Annotated in this window: 14 protein-coding genes and 1 pseudogene; 2 read left to right on the forward strand and 13 right to left on the reverse strand. The window is 70.8% G+C overall.

Annotation, left to right across the window (positions count from 1 at the left end; genetic code table 11):
* Positions 1–11 precede the first annotated feature (11 nt).
* The 13 genes and pseudogenes from ASC64_RS09705 to ASC64_RS09760 form a co-directional block, all read right to left on the reverse strand.
* The gene (locus tag ASC64_RS09705) at positions 12–407 is read right to left on the reverse strand and encodes a hypothetical protein (RefSeq protein ID WP_056907344.1); all 396 of its coding nucleotides are present in this window, start codon (positions 405–407) and stop codon (positions 12–14) included.
* A gap of 162 nt (positions 408–569) precedes the next feature.
* Positions 570–776: a hypothetical protein gene (locus ASC64_RS21985; protein ID WP_156385114.1), complete on the reverse strand. Its 207-nt coding sequence runs from the start codon at positions 774–776 to the stop codon at positions 570–572.
* Between the two features lie 277 nt (positions 777–1,053).
* Complete coding sequence (locus ASC64_RS09710; RefSeq protein ID WP_056907345.1) at positions 1,054–1,848, reverse strand: HNH endonuclease signature motif containing protein; 795 nt, start codon at positions 1,846–1,848, stop codon at positions 1,054–1,056.
* Positions 1,814–2,377: a hypothetical protein gene (locus tag ASC64_RS22745; RefSeq protein WP_056907346.1), complete on the reverse strand. Its 564-nt coding sequence runs from the start codon at positions 2,375–2,377 to the stop codon at positions 1,814–1,816. Before ASC64_RS22745 ends, ASC64_RS09710 begins: the two co-directional genes overlap by 35 nt.
* Positions 2,378–2,565: 188 nt before the next feature.
* Positions 2,566–3,159, reverse strand: a pseudogene (locus tag ASC64_RS23140) (DUF222 domain-containing protein); the annotation flags it as partial.
* A gap of 692 nt (positions 3,160–3,851) precedes the next feature.
* A complete protein-coding gene (locus tag ASC64_RS09725; protein ID WP_056907348.1) occupies positions 3,852–4,109 on the reverse strand; it encodes a hypothetical protein in 258 nt (85 codons plus the stop codon).
* Positions 4,110–4,207: 98 nt separating this feature from the next.
* Positions 4,208–7,948 carry a 5'-nucleotidase C-terminal domain-containing protein gene (locus ASC64_RS09730; RefSeq protein WP_056907349.1) on the reverse strand — a complete coding sequence of 1,247 codons (3,741 nt, stop codon included), beginning with the start codon at positions 7,946–7,948 and terminating at the stop codon, positions 4,208–4,210.
* Positions 7,949–8,166: 218 nt separating this feature from the next.
* Complete coding sequence (locus tag ASC64_RS09735; RefSeq protein WP_056907350.1) at positions 8,167–9,174, reverse strand: FUSC family protein; 1,008 nt, start codon at positions 9,172–9,174, stop codon at positions 8,167–8,169.
* A gap of 68 nt (positions 9,175–9,242) precedes the next feature.
* A complete protein-coding gene (locus ASC64_RS09740; protein WP_056907351.1) occupies positions 9,243–9,851 on the reverse strand; it encodes a YceI family protein in 609 nt (202 codons plus the stop codon).
* Between the two features lie 168 nt (positions 9,852–10,019).
* Entirely contained in the window at positions 10,020–10,358 is a 339-nt protein-coding gene (gene catC, locus ASC64_RS09745) for a muconolactone Delta-isomerase (protein ID WP_306666185.1), read from the reverse strand.
* Positions 10,306–11,181, reverse strand: coding sequence for a catechol 1,2-dioxygenase (gene catA / locus ASC64_RS09750; RefSeq protein ID WP_056907353.1), 876 nt, complete (start codon positions 11,179–11,181; stop codon positions 10,306–10,308). Before catA ends, catC begins: the two co-directional genes overlap by 53 nt.
* A gap of 78 nt (positions 11,182–11,259) precedes the next feature.
* A complete protein-coding gene (locus ASC64_RS09755) occupies positions 11,260–12,360 on the reverse strand; it encodes a mandelate racemase/muconate lactonizing enzyme family protein (RefSeq protein WP_056907354.1) in 1,101 nt (366 codons plus the stop codon).
* On the reverse strand, positions 12,357–13,271 hold the full coding sequence (locus ASC64_RS09760; protein ID WP_056907355.1) for a LysR substrate-binding domain-containing protein: 915 nt from the start codon (positions 13,269–13,271) through the stop codon (positions 12,357–12,359). Before ASC64_RS09760 ends, ASC64_RS09755 begins: the two co-directional genes overlap by 4 nt.
* Before the next feature lie 251 nt (positions 13,272–13,522).
* On the opposite strand from ASC64_RS09760, the gene benA reads away from it, so the two are divergent.
* Complete coding sequence (gene benA / locus ASC64_RS09765) at positions 13,523–14,890, forward strand: benzoate 1,2-dioxygenase large subunit (protein ID WP_056907356.1); 1,368 nt, start codon at positions 13,523–13,525, stop codon at positions 14,888–14,890.
* Positions 14,887–15,411, forward strand: a complete 525-nt coding sequence (gene benB, locus ASC64_RS09770) for a benzoate 1,2-dioxygenase small subunit (RefSeq protein ID WP_056907357.1) — start codon at positions 14,887–14,889, stop codon at positions 15,409–15,411. Before benA ends, benB begins: the two co-directional genes overlap by 4 nt.
* Positions 15,412–15,459: the final 48 nt, after the last annotated feature.

Here is a 15,459-nt window from a genome sequence, read left to right on the forward strand (position 1 = left end):
GCACCAGGCGGTCAGTGGCGCCGGGGTCCCCGCCTGGTGACCTTGATCCTGACGGTGGTGGTGGACGGTAGCGACTCCGCCGGGGCGTTGCTCGCGTCGAACCCGGAGAACCGGACGGTGAGGGTATGGGTGCCGACTGGCAACCAGCGCCCGTGGTAGTCGGCAACGACGACCTTGACGTCCATCCCAGTCGCGCTCTCGTCCTCGGGGTAGATGGTGCCGCTGCCCGCAAGCGGCCGCTTCGTGTGCGACACCAGCACGTTGGTGCCCCACAGACTGGCGCTGGGGTCGGTGATGTGGGCCCTGATGACGAACTTCTTCCTCGCCTTGACGACCGTCGGGGCAGTCGCGGTGATGCTCGTGGAGGCGGCCGTCACGGTGACCGGTTCGCTGAGCGCCTCACCCATGGCGGGCTCTCCGTTGACCTGCCCGAAGGCATAGATGCGCAGGTACAGCTTCTTCCCGATGTAACCGGACAGTGGCGTGTATGTCGGCTCGTCACCCTGGAACCAGCTGGAGTCCGGGTCGACGGTCCACCTGTACTGGTACGTGAGGCCCTCCGCGGCCGATCAGGTGCCGACATCGGCCGACAGGACGTTGCCGTAGGCGGGCACGCCGATGATCCGGGGCGGGGTGAGGTTGGTGATCACGCCGGCCGAAGTGACCGCACGGTCGACGGCAGCGCTGCTGGACGCCCCAGCAGGGGCAGCTACCGCGCTCAGCGAGATGGCAACTGTTGCCGCGAGGGCAACGGCGCTTCGGATGAGGATGTTCATGTGTCCTTCGTGCTCCATGGGCACGGGCGGCCGACGTCACGCCTGTGGGCCACTGATGGCATGGAGAGACGATGCCGCCCGTAGATCGGCAGGCTCATCCTCAGGGATCGCGACGCCTGCCGCAGTGAAACGCCTCAGGTGTTCCCAGGAGATTGCGACCGGGAGAGTCATCGCTCGGCGGGCAGCTGATCCGCAACAGACGTGCGAGGAGTCGCGGACGTCTCAGGACATGGTTGTGGCCCCGCCATCGTGGGGACTGGCGGGGTGCGGGGCGGGGTCATGGTCGCTCGGGCGGATCAGCGTGCTCGTTGGTCGAGGGGGGCGCGCTGGCGCCCGTCACGAGACCCGGCCCGTCGAGCGGGACGCTTCCGTGCCGGTCGCGGAGGTAGCGGTGTCCGTGCGGGCTGGTCCACTCGAACACGCCTGGGGCGACCATGGTGTAGGTCCAGGCGGAGTGGGTCTTGAGCCGGTGATGGGACCGGCACAGGCACCCGAGGTTGGAGGTTGTGGTCGGGCCGGGTTGGTCTCGGCCCTCGGCTTCCGCGTTGTGGTCGTACTCGATGATGTGGTCGACATCGGCACGACGGGCCGGTCGGGTGCACCAGGGGTACGCGCAGGTGCCGTCGCGGAGGGCGATCTGTTCGCGCAGCCAGGCCGGGATCTCGTAGCCGGGTGCGCTCAGCTCGGTGGTGAGGTCGGTGACGGGCTTGATGGTGACCTTGGTGTGGGTGTCGGCGCACCAGCCCTGGACCTGCTCCAGCAGGACCAACCTCTGCCCTTCCTCCATCCGACCGGTCGGCCCGAACACCGTCGTCTCGCCGACAGTGCTGGCGTCGAAGTGGGCGTGGATGACGACCTCGCGCGCGGCCGGCAGGTCGGGTGTTGATACGCCGGCTCGTTCACCGGCTGCTCGACCATCTGGCGCTGGCGTCGAGGAGAGGTCGAGGGCGGTCTGGGCGCGGGCGAGGTTGCCGAGCGCCTTGGACCGGCGCACGTCGAGGGACTCGGTGGAGCCGAGGGCGAACCGACGTTCATGCTCACGCGGCAGATCGGGCTTGGTGAACTTCCTCATCACAACTCCTCAGACGAGGTGTTGCGTCACTACCTAGAACTCGCCTGCCATCTCGGAGGATCACTTGCTCGCGCAGCCATGTCGGGATCTCGTAGCCCGGCGCGGACAGCTCGGTGGTGAGGTCGATGACGGGCTTGATGGTCACTTTGGTGTGGGTGTCGGCGCACCAGCCCTGGACCTGCCCGAGCAGGACGAGCCGCTGGCCTTCCTCCATCCGACCGGTCGGCCCGAACACCGTCGTCTCGCCGACAGTGSTGGCGTCGAAGTGGGCGTGGATGACGACCTCGCGCGCGGCCKGCAGGTCGGGTGTTGATACGCCGGCTCGTTCACCGGCTGCTCGACCATCTGGCGCTGGCGTCGAGGAGAGGTCGAGGGCGGTCTGGGCGCGGGCGAGGTTGCCGAGCGCCTTGGACCGGCGCACGTCGAGGGACTCGGTGGAKCCGAGGGCYTTCTGCGCCGCGGCGTCCTGGGCGACGGCGTGGTTGAAGTCCAGTGCGTCGGCGATGCCGAGCACGGCGTCGAAGTGCATCGTGCCGCCGAAGTCGACGTCCTCGTCGTCTTCTGCGCCGCGGCGTCCTGGGCGACGGCGTGGTTGAAGTCCAGTGCGTCGGCGATGCCGAGCACGGCGTCGAAGTGCATCGTGCCGCCGAAGTCGACGTCCTCGTCGTTCAASGTGGCRTGGCGCGGGTCGACGTGCAGGTGCCCGTCCTCCGGATCCTGGGTCGGGTCCGGTGCCGCGAGGTCGAACCGCCTGATCGTCTCCGCCACCAGCCGGTCCAGCTGCGCGGGACCGATCCGCCCGGCGACCGCAGCGACGTGAGCGTCCACGTACCCGGCAGCCTCGACAGTGAGCGCGGGCGTCGTGTGGATCGTGGCTTCCGCGACAGACCTCGCCCGCCACGCCGGGACGACGCCCGCCTGGACCTGCGCCCACAGGCGCGGGAGCCGGTGACGCAGCTCCAACGCGTGGCCGATGAGCTTCTTCGCCGACGTGGTCGACATGCCCAGCACCGCTCCGAGCTCGGCGATGCAGAACTCCGCCACCAGCGGCGCACCCTGACCCGCGACGGGTTCCTCGTGCTCACAGCCCGGGACGGTGAACGTCGCGGCGTGGTGGATCGACTCCGGCGGGTGCAGGTCGGCCCAGCGGGCGGCGAGGACCAACTGGTCAGCGGCCGCGCGATCTTCGTCGGCTTTGCGTGCGCGGATCGAGGCGAGCACGTCGGAGGCGGAGAGGTCGTCTTCGAACTTCCCGACTCTGTGCTCCAAGGTCTCGATCATGCGTTCGAGTCTAGGCGAGACCACCGACATGACACCGACACTCGCGGCCACGAAGAGGATCTGTGGACGCGTCCCGTGAACAGGTCTCGCGACGGGGCTCTGTCCCTCCTCGACCRACGGGGCTCTGTCCCTCCTCGACCAACGGGGCGGGCGTGGTTTCGAGGCTCGCTGGCGCTCGCACCTCAACCACCGAGGCAGGACGACCAGCGGGGGGCGGGCGTGGTTTCGAGGCTCGCTGGCGCTCGCACCTCAACCACCGAGGCAGGACGACCAGCGGGGGCGGGCGTGGTTTCGAGGCTCGCTGGCGCTCGCACCTCAACCACCGAGGGGGGTGTCGACCAGCGGGGGCGGGCGTGGTTTCGAGGCTCGCTGGCGCTCGCACCTCAACCACCGAGGCAGGACGACCAACGGGGCGGGCGTGGTTTCGAGGCTCGCTGGCGCTCGCACCTCAACCACCGAGGGGGTGTCGACCAGCGGGGGGCGGGCGGGGTTTCGAGGCTCGCTGCGCTCGCACCTCAACCACCGAGGGGGTGTCGGCCAGCGGGGGCGGGCGGGGTTTCGAGGCTCGCTGGCGCTCGCACCTCAACCACCGAGGCAGGACGGCCAGCGGGGGCGGGCGTGGTTTCGAGGCTCGCTGGCGCTCGCACCTCAACCACCGAGGGGACGGGATGGGGGGTCTCGTGACGGGACTTCGTCCCTCCTCGACCAACGCGCGGCAGGGGTCAGCCTCGGGGGCCGAGGCCTCGGTAGAGGTCGATCTCGGAGCGTAGGCGGTAGGGCAGCGGCGCTCCGCGCGTGGCGAGCGCGGTGGCGTACGCCTCGAGGGCCGACAGCAGGGCGCGGCGCAGCGCCAGCTGGTCGGCCGGGCGGATGCCGCTCCGCGCGGTCTCGAGCCGTCCGCGGGCCAGGCCGATCTCGGTGAGCAGGGTGGTGAGCTGCCAGTGGTCGGGCGGATGGTCCTGCGGTACGGCTTCCGACATGGGACTTCCGCCCTGCCCGCAGGGCCGGCGCACGGTGCGACGGCGTTGACGGACGCTGCCAGCCTACGCTGCGCGTCGCGACGGCGCGCGGCTCTCCGTCAGTTCTGCGTCAACCTCCCCTCGACCTGCGGGTCCACCGGGCTGTTGTCGGTCACGTAGTCGGCGGCGATCTGCATCAGGTCGTCGCCCGGCTGCTGGACGTCGGTGGCCTGGCTGAAGACGGTGTAGCCGTCGCCGCCGGTGAACATGAAGTCGTTGGTCACCAGCCTGACGGAGTCGCCGTCGGCGATGGGCGTCTGCGTCCCGCCGATGCCGTCGGGGGTCCGCCACATCCCGTCGACGACGGGCGTCGTGCCCTCGCAGTGGAAGGTCGCGCGCAGGCCGGAGACCTGCGGGAACCGGCCGGTCGCGATGGCCGTGTTGCACACCGGCGAGAAGCCGTTGAGGAACGCCGTACGCAGCTGGGCGCCGGTGACGGTGAGGATCGTGGTGCGGTTGCCGAACGGCAGCACCGCGAACATCTCGCCCCACGTGATCTCGCACGCGGCCTCGCCCGCGCTGGGCGGCGAGCAGACGAGGTCCTGTCGCAGCCCGCCGGAGTTGGTGTAGGCAGCGTCGACGCCGGGGTACTTCCCACGCATGGCGTCGGCGACCATGTTGCCCATCTCCGACTCGTGCAGGCGGGTGGGGTCACGCAGGACGTCGTTGGCCTGCGTGCCGATCACCTGGTTGCGCAGCACGGCGGTCTCCGCGTTGGCCTGGTCGACGATCGCCTGGACGTCCGCGCGGCCGGTCACGCCGAGGGTCTTGGCGACGCGGGTCGCGCCGCCCGCCCAGGCCACGTCGCCGCCCCGCACCATCAGCTGGAGCACGGAGTACGACGCGCCGGCGTTGATGCCCTCGGTGATGAGGATGTCGCCACGCATCAGGTTCGAGACCCGGTGCGTGTGTCCGACGATCATGGCGTCGACAGTGGTGTCCTGCAGTGCGTCGGCGATGCCGATGATCGGTCCCTCCCACGCGGCGCCCGGGGTGGTGCCGACGGGGTTGCTGCCCAGCGCCGTGCCCTGGTGGATGACGACGACCTGGACCTTGACGCCCTGCCGGCGCAGCCGCTCGGACTCGGCCTTGATCCTCGGCGCCTCGTCGAGGAACTCGAGTCCCTCGGTCGCCCCGGCCGCGACGAGCTCGGGTGTCTCGGCCAGCCCGGCGCCGATCACGCCGACCTTCACGCCGTTGACCCGGAACACCTTCGACGGCGTGACCCACGGTGGCGCCTCGCCGGTGTCGGCATCCACGATGTTGGTGGCGAGGAACGGGAAGTCGGCGCGCGCCTGGTGCTGCAGCAGCCGGGCGACGCCGTAGTCGAACTCGTGGTTGCCGTAGGACGTGGCGTCGAGGCCCCAGGCGTTCTCCACGTCGATCGCGGGCATGTCCTCGAGCAGCGCCGAGCTCGGGGGAGAGGCGCCGACGTTGTCGCCGCCGGCCAGGATCAGGCCCTCGCCCGGCAGCGCGTCGAGGTCCTCGTCGAACATCGTCGCGAGGAACGACGCGCCTCCGACGCGGGCGTTGATGCCGTTGTCGTAGGCGCGCGTCGTCGGGTCGAGCTGTCCGTGGAAGTCGCTGAGCCCGACGATCGGCACCGGCGTGTAGGAGTGGCCGTCGTCGGCGACGTCGAGGAGCACCTCGCCCTGGCTGTGCTGCGGCTCGGGGACCCCGAGCAGGAACGCCAGCGTCGGGGCCAGGTCGATCGAGCGTGCCGCCACCCGGCCGTGCCCGATGCCCGCGCCGCCGGCGAGGAACGTCGCGCGCATGTTGACGTTGGCCGCCAGGTCCTGGACGTCGGGGACGTAGCCGTGCTGTCCGAAGAAGTGCGAGGGCGCCACGAGCGTGCCGGGCGTCTCGGCGTCGAACTGGTAGGGCGGGTAGGAGAAGACGACGAGGTCGCCGGTGCGGGTCGGGTGCGCCATGTCGGCGGTGCTGCCCGGTCCGTTGGGGATGTGGCGCGCCTCGGCCTTGGTGAAGGCCCGGTCGATGACGGTCCACCCCTCGGGGTTGCCGTCGTGCGTCCAGTCGTTGGGGTCGGTCAGGCCGAGGTACGCCGCCTTGATCGCGGCGACCGTCGCGGCCTCGTCGGCGGCCGGCACCTGTTGCAGGCCGCCACCGGCCGGGTCGCGCCCGGCGAGGTTGAGGTAGACCTGCAGCGTCCCGCCGGCCCAGCAGGCCTTGGCCTTGCCGATCGTCTCGCCCGCGGCCGGGCGGCAGTTCGACGTCTGCGGCCGCGACAGCAGGCCCATGTCGACCAGCGGCCGGCTGGCGTCGATCGCCAGGAACTGCGGGGCGAAGCCGTGGTCGGAGCCCACGAACGTCGTGGGGTCCTTGCCGACCAGCGACCGCGCGAGCCGCAGTGTCTGGTCGGACTCGGCGTAGGCCTCCCGGATGAACGCTGCCCGCTGCGCGACCCGGCCGTCCTTGACGCCGTCGAGGTCCACGTCGTCGTACGCCGGGTTGGGCGCGCCGCCGGGCAGGCGCTTGGTGACGAGGCCGAGGAACTGGTGCTGGAACTCGTCGGTCGTCGGCATGCCGACCATCAGCAGGTCGGGCTGGTAGGTCCGGGCGATGTACTCCAGCATCGGCCAGTGGCCGGTGGACCAGTAGAGGCCCTGCTGGGCGTAGGTCTCCTCGCTGGTGACGCCGGCCTCGAGGATGGCGAAGTCCGCGGCCGTGGAGGTCGGGAACTCGGCCGCGAGGTACTCGTCGAAGTCGGTGTAGCCCGGCTCGCCCGGCCAGGTCGGCCAGCTGGCGATCGCGCGGGTCACCGAGGTGTGGAACAGCCGCACGCGGGAGAGGTCGGGGGAGAGGGTCTCGACCTTCACCAGCATGCCGGCGGTCTTGCCGGCCAGCGCACCGCCCTGGATGGTCACCTTGACGTCGGCCCACTCGCCCTGGCGCAGGTCGCCGACGGCGTCGGAGCCGCTCTTGGTCGGGGAGAACAGGACCCGGTCGTACTTCGTCCGGCCGTCGTTGCGGCTGTCGTAGAGGTAGGCGTTCAAGCCGTACTTGTCGACGCCGGCGTCGAGCACCCGCAGCCGCATCTCCTGGGCGGGGCTGTACGACGTCGGCACGCCCGTCCAGCCCGTGGCCGGGCTGGGCGCGGCGGACGGGAACGGCGCCTGCCCGGCGTAGCCGCTCGGGTGGTCGAACTGGAGGCCGAAGGAGGCGATGAAGGGCGCGTCGTCGAAGATCGGCTCGCCCTTCTGGCCGATGAAGTTCGTGGCCACGCCGCGGCCGGAGTGGAAGCTCTGGTAGTCGATGGTGGGCCCCTGGATGGAGGCGTTGCGTCCGCCGGCCCACTCCATCTGGGCGACCTTGAGGCCGCCGCGCTCCGCCGACTGCGCGATCGACTCGGCCTGCAGCACCCCCGAGTCGAACGCCGCCGTGCGGTTGGCGAACGGGTCGCCGTTCTTGTGGAACGTGTTGTTCGTTGAGCCGTGCACACCCGGCCACGCACCCGTGGCGAGGGTGTACCAGCCGGCGCCGGTGTTGGGGGGCGCCTGGGTGAGCATGCCGTTGCCGCGCGCCTTGACGCCGTTGCGCAGGAACTTCTTCATCGTCGGCATCACGCCCTGGTCGGCGTACTTCTCGACGAGGTCCTGGCGGAGCCCGTCGGAGGCGAAGTAGACCGCCTTGGAGGTGGAGTGCGGTGACGGATGGTGCCCGCCGCCCTTGTGAGCCGAGGCGGCCTCCGTGGTGCCCACCGCGAGGGCGGTGACGGCGGCCGGGGCCACCAGGGCCAGGGCTGCGACGACGATGACGGGACGGCGGTCTGTGCTCTTCACGGCACCCTCCAGGACGGGGTGGGAGCCCGGTCCTGGAAGTCAGAGTGGCGCCCGGGCGCGGCTCCCCCGGGGATGGGTCGAACCTCCACCCGTGCCCGGGTGGCGTCAAGGCCCCCGGTTGGGTATGTGGTTCCCGCACGCGCGCGGCCCCTGCCGACACCGCCGGTCCGGTCCAGACCGGCGCCGCTCGTCAGGGGAGCGGTGGGACGGACCGGCCCTCAGCGGGCGACGGTGTCGCGCCCGTGCTCAACGGCGATCAGGGCGAGCGCGACGACGACGCCGATGGCAGTCTCGACGCCGCGGTCGAAGAGCAGCGCGCCGGACCCTTGAGACGAGCCGAGCTGGCCCATCAGCAGCGCCATCGGGGTGATGAAGAGCATCGCGATGCCGTAGTTGCGTCCCACGACCAGCTCGGTGACGACCTGGAGCACGACCACGACGAGCACCAGTGCGACGGGATCGAGCCCGAGCAGGAGCAGTGGCGCGGCCAGCAGCAGCCCGAGCAGGGTGCCGACGGCACGGTGGGCGGCGCGCAGCGACTGGTGGTCGCGACCGCTGACGCTCAGCGGGGCCACGGCGGCGACCATCGCCCACCAGGGGTGCCCGATGCCGGCAGCGGTGGCGGCCCCACCGGCGAGGAGCACGACGAGCAGGTAGCGGAGCGGGTCGACGTACCGAGGGGCGCGGAGGGGCGGCGTCGAGGTCCGGGCAGCGCGCCGCGCGACGGCGCCGATGTTGCCGATGACGACGGCCAGGACGGCGCTGGCGCCCGCGACGGCGAGGGCGACCCCGACGTCGGACCGACCGGCCGGCACGGACGCGACCGTGCCGAACGCGAAGATCGCGAACAGCGGCCCGGACGGGTGCCAGTCGAAGACGGTCGAGGCCATCGAGCCGGCGGCCGCCACGAGCGCGCTGAGGAGGACGAGCGTCCACGGGCCGACGGCTGCCGCGGAGACCGCGGCGCCGAGGCCCACGGCGGCCACGAGGACGAGGCCGGCCGTGCTCTGCATGACGGCCCGGGGGAGGTGCACACGGCTGCGTCCGTAGAGGGCTGTGAAGGCACCGAAGGCGGCGTAGACCGCCCAGGTCGTGCGGTCGAGCAGCACCAGCGTGAGCAGCGGGACCGCGACGCTCAACCCGGCGCGGAGCGCGACGCGGTGCTGGCCGGGCGGGACCGGGTTCAGCCGGAGCAGGCTCGTCGTGGAGGCGGCGACGACTGACACGAGGAAGCGCGCACGGGCCCGGACACCACCGGGTCCGGGCTCGTGCGCGCTGCGTGGGGGAGGCGTGATCAGGCGCTCTTGATCGCGGAGACGTCGAGCTCGAGCTTGATCTTCTCGGAGACGAGCACGCCACCGGTCTCGAGGGCCGCGTTCCAGGAGAGGTCCCAGTCCTTGCGGTTGATCGTGGTCGCGCCCTCGAAGCCGACGCGGGTGTTGCCGAACGGGTCGACGGCGGTGCCGGTCTCCTCGAAGGGGATCGTGACGGACTTCGTCGTGCCCTTGATCGTCAGGTCGCCGGTGATGGACCACTCGGCGCCGTCGCGCTCGACGGCGGTCGAGGTGAAGGTGATCTCGGGGAAGGCCTCGACGTCGAAGAAGTCGCCGGACTGCAGGTGACCGTCGCGGTCGGCGGAGCCGGTCGAGATGCTCGCGGGGCGGATGGTGAGGGCGACGCGCGAGGCGGCCGGGTCCTCGGCGTCGACGTGCGCGGAGCCCTCGAAGTCCTGGAACTGGCCGCGGACGGTGGTGACCATCGCGTGGCGGGCGGAGAAGCCGAGGCGGCTGTGGCTGGCGTCGATGACGTAGTCACCGGTGATCGAGTCGCGGTCGAGGACGGCGACGGGCGCGCTGGGCGCGGCGGCGGCGGCGGTGCTCTTGGTGCGGCGGAAGAACGACATGGGGACTCCTGGGAGGTCGAGGTGCGTCAGGTAGTTGACAATTCAATCAGTCCAACGACGCGGTGGATGACTTCATTCCCGGCCGGATGTGATCTGGGCCTCATCTGGCCCTCGCCGCAGCGACCCGTCCTCCGCGGGGCGCGGAGGACGGGTCGGGGGCGGGACGTGTCATGCGATCGACGAGGGGTGCGTCGCGAGCGGCGTGACCTGGATGTCCATGTAGGGGAACAGCGGGAGCCCGGAGAGGAGCTCGTGGAGCGCGTCGTTGGACTCGACGTCGAAGATCGAGACGTTGGCGTACTCCCCGACGATCCGCCACAGGTGCGGCCAGCGACCGGAGCGCTGCACCTCCTGGGCATAGGCCTTCTCGCGGGCGACCAGGTCGGCCTTGACGTCGGCGTCCATGTCGAGCGGGATCCGGACGTCCATGCGCACGTGGTAGAGCATCGGCGCCTCAGCCCTTGGCGGGGTCGAGCACGAAGCCGTAGTCGACGGTCGCGCTGCCATCGGGCTGCTGCTGCGGGTCGAGGACGAGCTCGGGCTTCACCGCCGAGGCGATGTCGTCGTCGTTGTGCTCGTCGCCGGGGAAGTAGAGCTGGGCGGTGAGCAGCTCGTGCCCGGGCGCCGAGACCTTGACGTGGAGGTGGGCGGGGCGCCAGGCGTGCCAGCCGGCGGCGGCGATCAGCTTGCCGCAGGAGCCGTCGGTCGGGATCTGGTAGGGCGCGGGCTGGACCGTCGTGATCTCGAAGCGGCCGTCGGCGTCGGTGGTGAACGAGCCGCGCAGGTTCCACTCGGGGATGCCCGGGGCGAACTGGGAGTAGAAGCCGTCGTCGTCGGCGTGCCAGAGCTCGACCTTGGCGCCACCGAGGGCGGAGCCGTCGGTCGAGGTGACCTGGCCGCTCCACACGAGCGGCGTGCCGCCCTCGTCCTCGCGCATCGGGATGGTGCCCTTCGCGCCCTGCTCGGGAGCGTCGGGGACGTAGTAGGGGCCCTCGATGGAGCCCTTGTTGCCCTCGCGGTGCTCGGTGGCGACGTCCTCCACGACGTGCTCGAGCCACACGTCCAGGAACAGCGGCCACTCGCCGTCCTCACCGACGTTGATCAGCCACGCCTTCAGCGCATTGAACTCGTCGTAGGTGACCTTGTGCTTGCGCACGGTCGCGTAGATCGCCTCGAGGACCTCGCGGGCGAGCGTGTCCACGCGCTCGGCGGGGACGTCCTTGACGGCCTCGAAGGGCGACTTGTCGGCGTGGAAGCGCTCGGTGGCGCTCGCGCCGGAGGCGGCGGCGGAGGCCTGCTGGGCCTCGGTCTCGTTGATGGTGGTGCTCATGGCGGTGCTCCTTGCTGGCGGGTGTGCGGGTGTGCGGGATGGGTGATGTACGACCGGGGTGGCGGCGGTGCCCTCCGGTCAGTCCTGGCGGTAGTGCGCGAGCTTGTCGGGGTCGAGGACGGCGCCGAGCCCGGGACCGGAGCGGGCGACGAGCTCGCCGCCCCGGATCTCGAGCGGCTCGGCGAGCAGGTCGTCGCTCATGTCGAGGAAGTTGGAGAGCTCGCCGGCGCGCCGTGACGTCAGCTCGAAGGCCGACCCGAAGGCGACCGAGCACAGCGACCCGAGCTGGCCGTCGATCTGGTTGCCCATGACCAGCTCGATGCCGAGGCCCTCTGCGAGGTGGTGCACGCGACGGCTGGTGGTGAAGCCGGTCCGCGCGGTCTTGATGCTGGCGGCGGTGGCCGACCCGCCGAGGACCTCGCGGGTCACCTCGGCCGGGGTCACGACGGACTCGTCGGCGATGAAGGGGACGTCGAGCTGTGAGACCAGCCAGCGGCGCCCGAGGACGTCGTCGGCGGGGCACAGCTCCTCGGCGAAGGTGAGGCCGAGGTCGGCCATGTCCTTCATCGCGCGGGCCGACTCGGAGGCGGACCAGCCGCGGTTGCCGTCGACGTAGAGCTCGACGTCGTCGCCGAGGCCCACGCGCAGGGCGCGGACGACGGCGGTGTCGAGCGAGAACGGGCGGCGCCCGACCTTCACCTTGAAGGTGGTGATGCCGTAGGTGTCGCGCATCCGCTCGGCCTCGGCGACCATCGCGGCAGGCTCGTCGAAGCCGAGCATGTGCGAGACGCGCATCCGGTCGGTGTAGCCGCCGAGCAGCTCGGTGACGCTGTAGCCGAGCGACCGGCCCAGGGCGTCCCAGATCGCCATGTCGAGCGCGGACTTGGCGGTGGGGTTGCCGACGGTGCGGGACAGGCGGGCGTGGATCTGCTCGCGCTCCATGAGGTCGAGCCCGGTCACCTGCGGGGCGAAGATGCCGTCGATGACGGCGACGATGCCGGCTTGGGTCTCGCCGTAGGTGAAGGGGCGCGGCGGCGCCTCGGCGATGCCGACCACCCCGTCGTCGGTGGTGACGCGGACGAGCACGTGCTCGGCGACGTGCACCTCGCCGCTCGCGAACTTCAGCGGCTTGCGGTAGGGGATGGCGAAGGGGATCGCCTCGACCTGGGTGATCTTCACGGGGTGACCTCGTCGAGCTCAGGGACAGGGGAGAAGAGGCCCGCGCGCTCGAGCACCTCGAGGACGGCGAGCAGGGCGGGGTCGGTGTCGTCGGTGCGCCACGCAAGGGCGAGGTCGAGCGACGCGGCGTCGGGGACGTCGCGGAAGACGACGCCCGCGAGCGGGGCGGCACGCACCGAGGCCGGGACCAGGGCGATCCCGAGGTCGGCGGCGACGAGGGGCAGCATCACGGCGGTGCCCGGCGCCTCGTGGGCCACGGTCGGGGTGAACCCGGCCTCGCGGCAGCTGCGCAGCACCGCGTCGTTGACCACCGAGCTGGCGCCGGCGAAGACGATGAAGTCCTCGGTGCGCAGGTCGGCCATCGAGACGACCGGCTCGCCGGCCAGGCGGTGGTCGGCGGCGACCGCGAGCACGAGGGGCTCGTGGGCGATGGTGCGCACGCTGAGCGCGTCGCCCGTGGTGGGCGGGCGGAGCACACCGAGGTCGAGGCTGCCGTCGGTCAGGCCGGCGACCTGGGCGGGGGTGAGCAGGTCGGCGTGGATCTCCAGTGCCAGGCCCGGCAGCTCGCGCTTGACCGCACGGGCGATGCGGGGGAGCTGGGTGTGGGCGGCGGTGCCGGTGAACGCGATCCGCAGCAGGCCCTGGCGGCCCTCGGCGATCCGGCGTACGCCGCGCACGCTGTCGTCGACCGCGGTGAGGACCCGGGCCGCCTCCTCGCGCAGGAACTCCCCGGCGGGGGTGAGGTTGACCTGGCGGGTGGTGCGGACGAAGAGGGGGGTGCCGAGCTCGGCCTCGAGCTGCCTGATCGCCTGGGAGAGCGCGGGCTGGGCAAGGTGCAGCCGCTCGGCGGCGCGACCGAAGTGCTTGGTCTCCGCGACAGCGGCGAAGTAGCGCAGGTGACGCAGCTCCACGGGGTCCTCCCCTCGTCGTCCAGTGTGTTCCGGCCGGTGGTGACGACGCTCACGTCGTCGGCGATTGATTCACGGTAGGTCTGGATATTCATCGATGACAAGGACTTGTTTGGCCGGCATTGATACGCGCGAGCGATCAATGGGTGCCTGGGTCAGGCCTAGGCAGTTGGCTCGTGTGACGGCCGACACGTCGTGGAACGGTCGGGTCCACCCCACCACCGGACCACCACCCAGAACCTCCTGGAGGACCCATGACCGAGACGCTCTCCCACGTGCAGTCGGTGCTCGCCGACGCGGTGGTCGACGACCGCGACGCCGGCATCTACCGGGCCAACCGCCGGATCTTCACCGACGAGCAGGTCTTCGAGCTCGAGATGAAGCACATCTTCGAGGGCAACTGGATCTACCTCGCCCACGAGAGCCAGGTGCCCGAGAAGGGTGACTACGTCACGACCTACATGGGTCGCCAGCCGGTGGTGATCACCCGCGGGCAGGACGGCGAGCTCAACCTGCTCATCAACGCGTGCGCCCACCGCGGCGCGATGATCTGCCGCCGCAAGACCGACAACCGGACCACGCTGACGTGTCCCTTCCACGGCTGGACGTTCCGCAACGACGGCACGCTGCTCAAGGTCAAGGACCCCGAGGGGGCCGGCTATCCCGCGACCTTCGACAGCAACGGCTCGCACAACATGACCAGGGTCGCGAGGTTCGACAGCTACCGCGGCTTCCTGTTCGGCTCGCTGAACCCCGACGTGTCCACCCTCGAGGAGCACCTCGGCGACGCGACGAAGGTCATCGACATGCTCGTCGACCAGTCGCCCGACGGCCTCGAGGTGCTGCGCGGCTCGTCGACGTACACCTATGACGGCAACTGGAAGGTGCAGGCGGAGAACGGCGCCGACGGCTACCACGTCACCGCGACCCACTGGAACTACGCGGCCACCACCTCGCGCCGCAACACCGGCGACTCCGCCAACACCACCAAGACGCTCGACGCCGGCAGCTGGGGCAAGTCGGGCGGCGGCTACTGGTCCTACCCCAACGGCCACCTGTGCCTGTGGACCTGGGCCGGCAACCCCGAGGACCGCCCGCTGTGGGACCGCCTCGACAAGCTCAAGGAGACCTACGGCGACGCCAAGGGCGAGTTCATGGTCAAGGGCAGCCGCAACCTGTGCATCTACCCCAACGTCTACGTGATGGACCAGTTCTCCACGCAGATCCGGCACTTCCGCCCGATCTCGCCGGACCAGACCGAGGTCACCATCTACTGCATCGCCCCCAAGGGCGAGTCGAAGGAGTCGCGGGCCTGGCGGATCCGTCAGTACGAGGACTTCTTCAACGCCTCCGGCATGGCCACGCCGGACGACCTGGAGGAGTTCCGCTCCTGCCAGCTCACCTTCCAGGCCACCGCCGCCCCGTGGAACGACATGAGCCGTGGTGCCGAGCACTGGTTGACCGGACCCGACGAGGTCGCGCTCGCGCTCGACATGCCCGGGGTCATCTCGGCCGGGGTGAAGAACGAGGACGAGGGGCTCTACCCCGTCCAGCACGGCTACTGGCTCGACACGATGCGGGCCGCGGTGGCCCGCGAGGCCGGGACGGAGGCGCAGGCATGAGCACCGACACGAGCACCGTGACCGGTGGCCGGCTGATCACGCAGAACGACCTCGAGCAGTTCCTCTACCGCGAGGCGCGGTTCCTCGACGACCGCGAGTTCGAGAAGTGGCTGGAGTGCTACGCCGACGACTGCGAGTACTGGATGCCGGCGTGGACCGACGACGACGAGCTCGTCCAGGACCCGCAGACCGAGATCTCGCTCATCTACTACCCCAACAAGGGCGGCCTCGAGGACCGCGTGTTCCGGATCCGCACCGAGCGCTCCAGCGCGACCTCGATCCCCGAGCCGCGCACCAGCCACAACATCAGCAACGTCGAGGTGATCGAGCGTCGCGGCGACCTCGTCGACGTGCGGTTCAACTGGCACACCATGTACTTCCGCTACAAGACGATCGACCCGTACTACGGGACGTCCTTCTACACGATCGACTTCTCCGGCGAGAGCCCGCTGATCCGGCGCAAGACCGTGGTGCTGAAGAACGACTACATCCACCACGTCGTGGACGTCTACCACTTCTGAGCACCGCCCTTCCCCGAGCCCGCCCGGGCCCGCCCGAGTCAGGAGCAG

This window comes from Nocardioides sp. Root122 (assembly GCF_001425025.1).
Lineage (GTDB): Bacteria > Actinomycetota > Actinomycetes > Propionibacteriales > Nocardioidaceae > Nocardioides.

Coding starts and splice junctions, on each gene's coding strand:
- ASC64_RS09705 (WP_056907344.1), bottom strand. CDS start 407: ATGGGTGAGGCGCTCAGCGAACCGGTCACCGTGACGGCCGCCTCCACG.
- ASC64_RS21985 (WP_156385114.1), bottom strand. CDS start 776: ATGAACATCCTCATCCGAAGCGCCGTTGCCCTCGCGGCAACAGTTGCC.
- ASC64_RS09710 (WP_056907345.1), bottom strand. CDS start 1,848: ATGAGGAAGTTCACCAAGCCCGATCTGCCGCGTGAGCATGAACGTCGG.
- ASC64_RS09725 (WP_056907348.1), bottom strand. CDS start 4,109: ATGTCGGAAGCCGTACCGCAGGACCATCCGCCCGACCACTGGCAGCTC.
- ASC64_RS09740 (WP_056907351.1), bottom strand. CDS start 9,851: ATGTCGTTCTTCCGCCGCACCAAGAGCACCGCCGCCGCCGCCGCGCCC.
- catC (WP_306666185.1), bottom strand. CDS start 10,358: ATGGCAGCGCGACCGTCGACTACGGCTTCGTGCTCGACCCCGCCAAGG.
- catA (WP_056907353.1), bottom strand. CDS start 11,181: ATGAGCACCACCATCAACGAGACCGAGGCCCAGCAGGCCTCCGCCGCC.
- benA (WP_056907356.1), top strand. CDS start 13,523: ATGACCGAGACGCTCTCCCACGTGCAGTCGGTGCTCGCCGACGCGGTG.
- benB (WP_056907357.1), top strand. CDS start 14,887: ATGAGCACCGACACGAGCACCGTGACCGGTGGCCGGCTGATCACGCAG.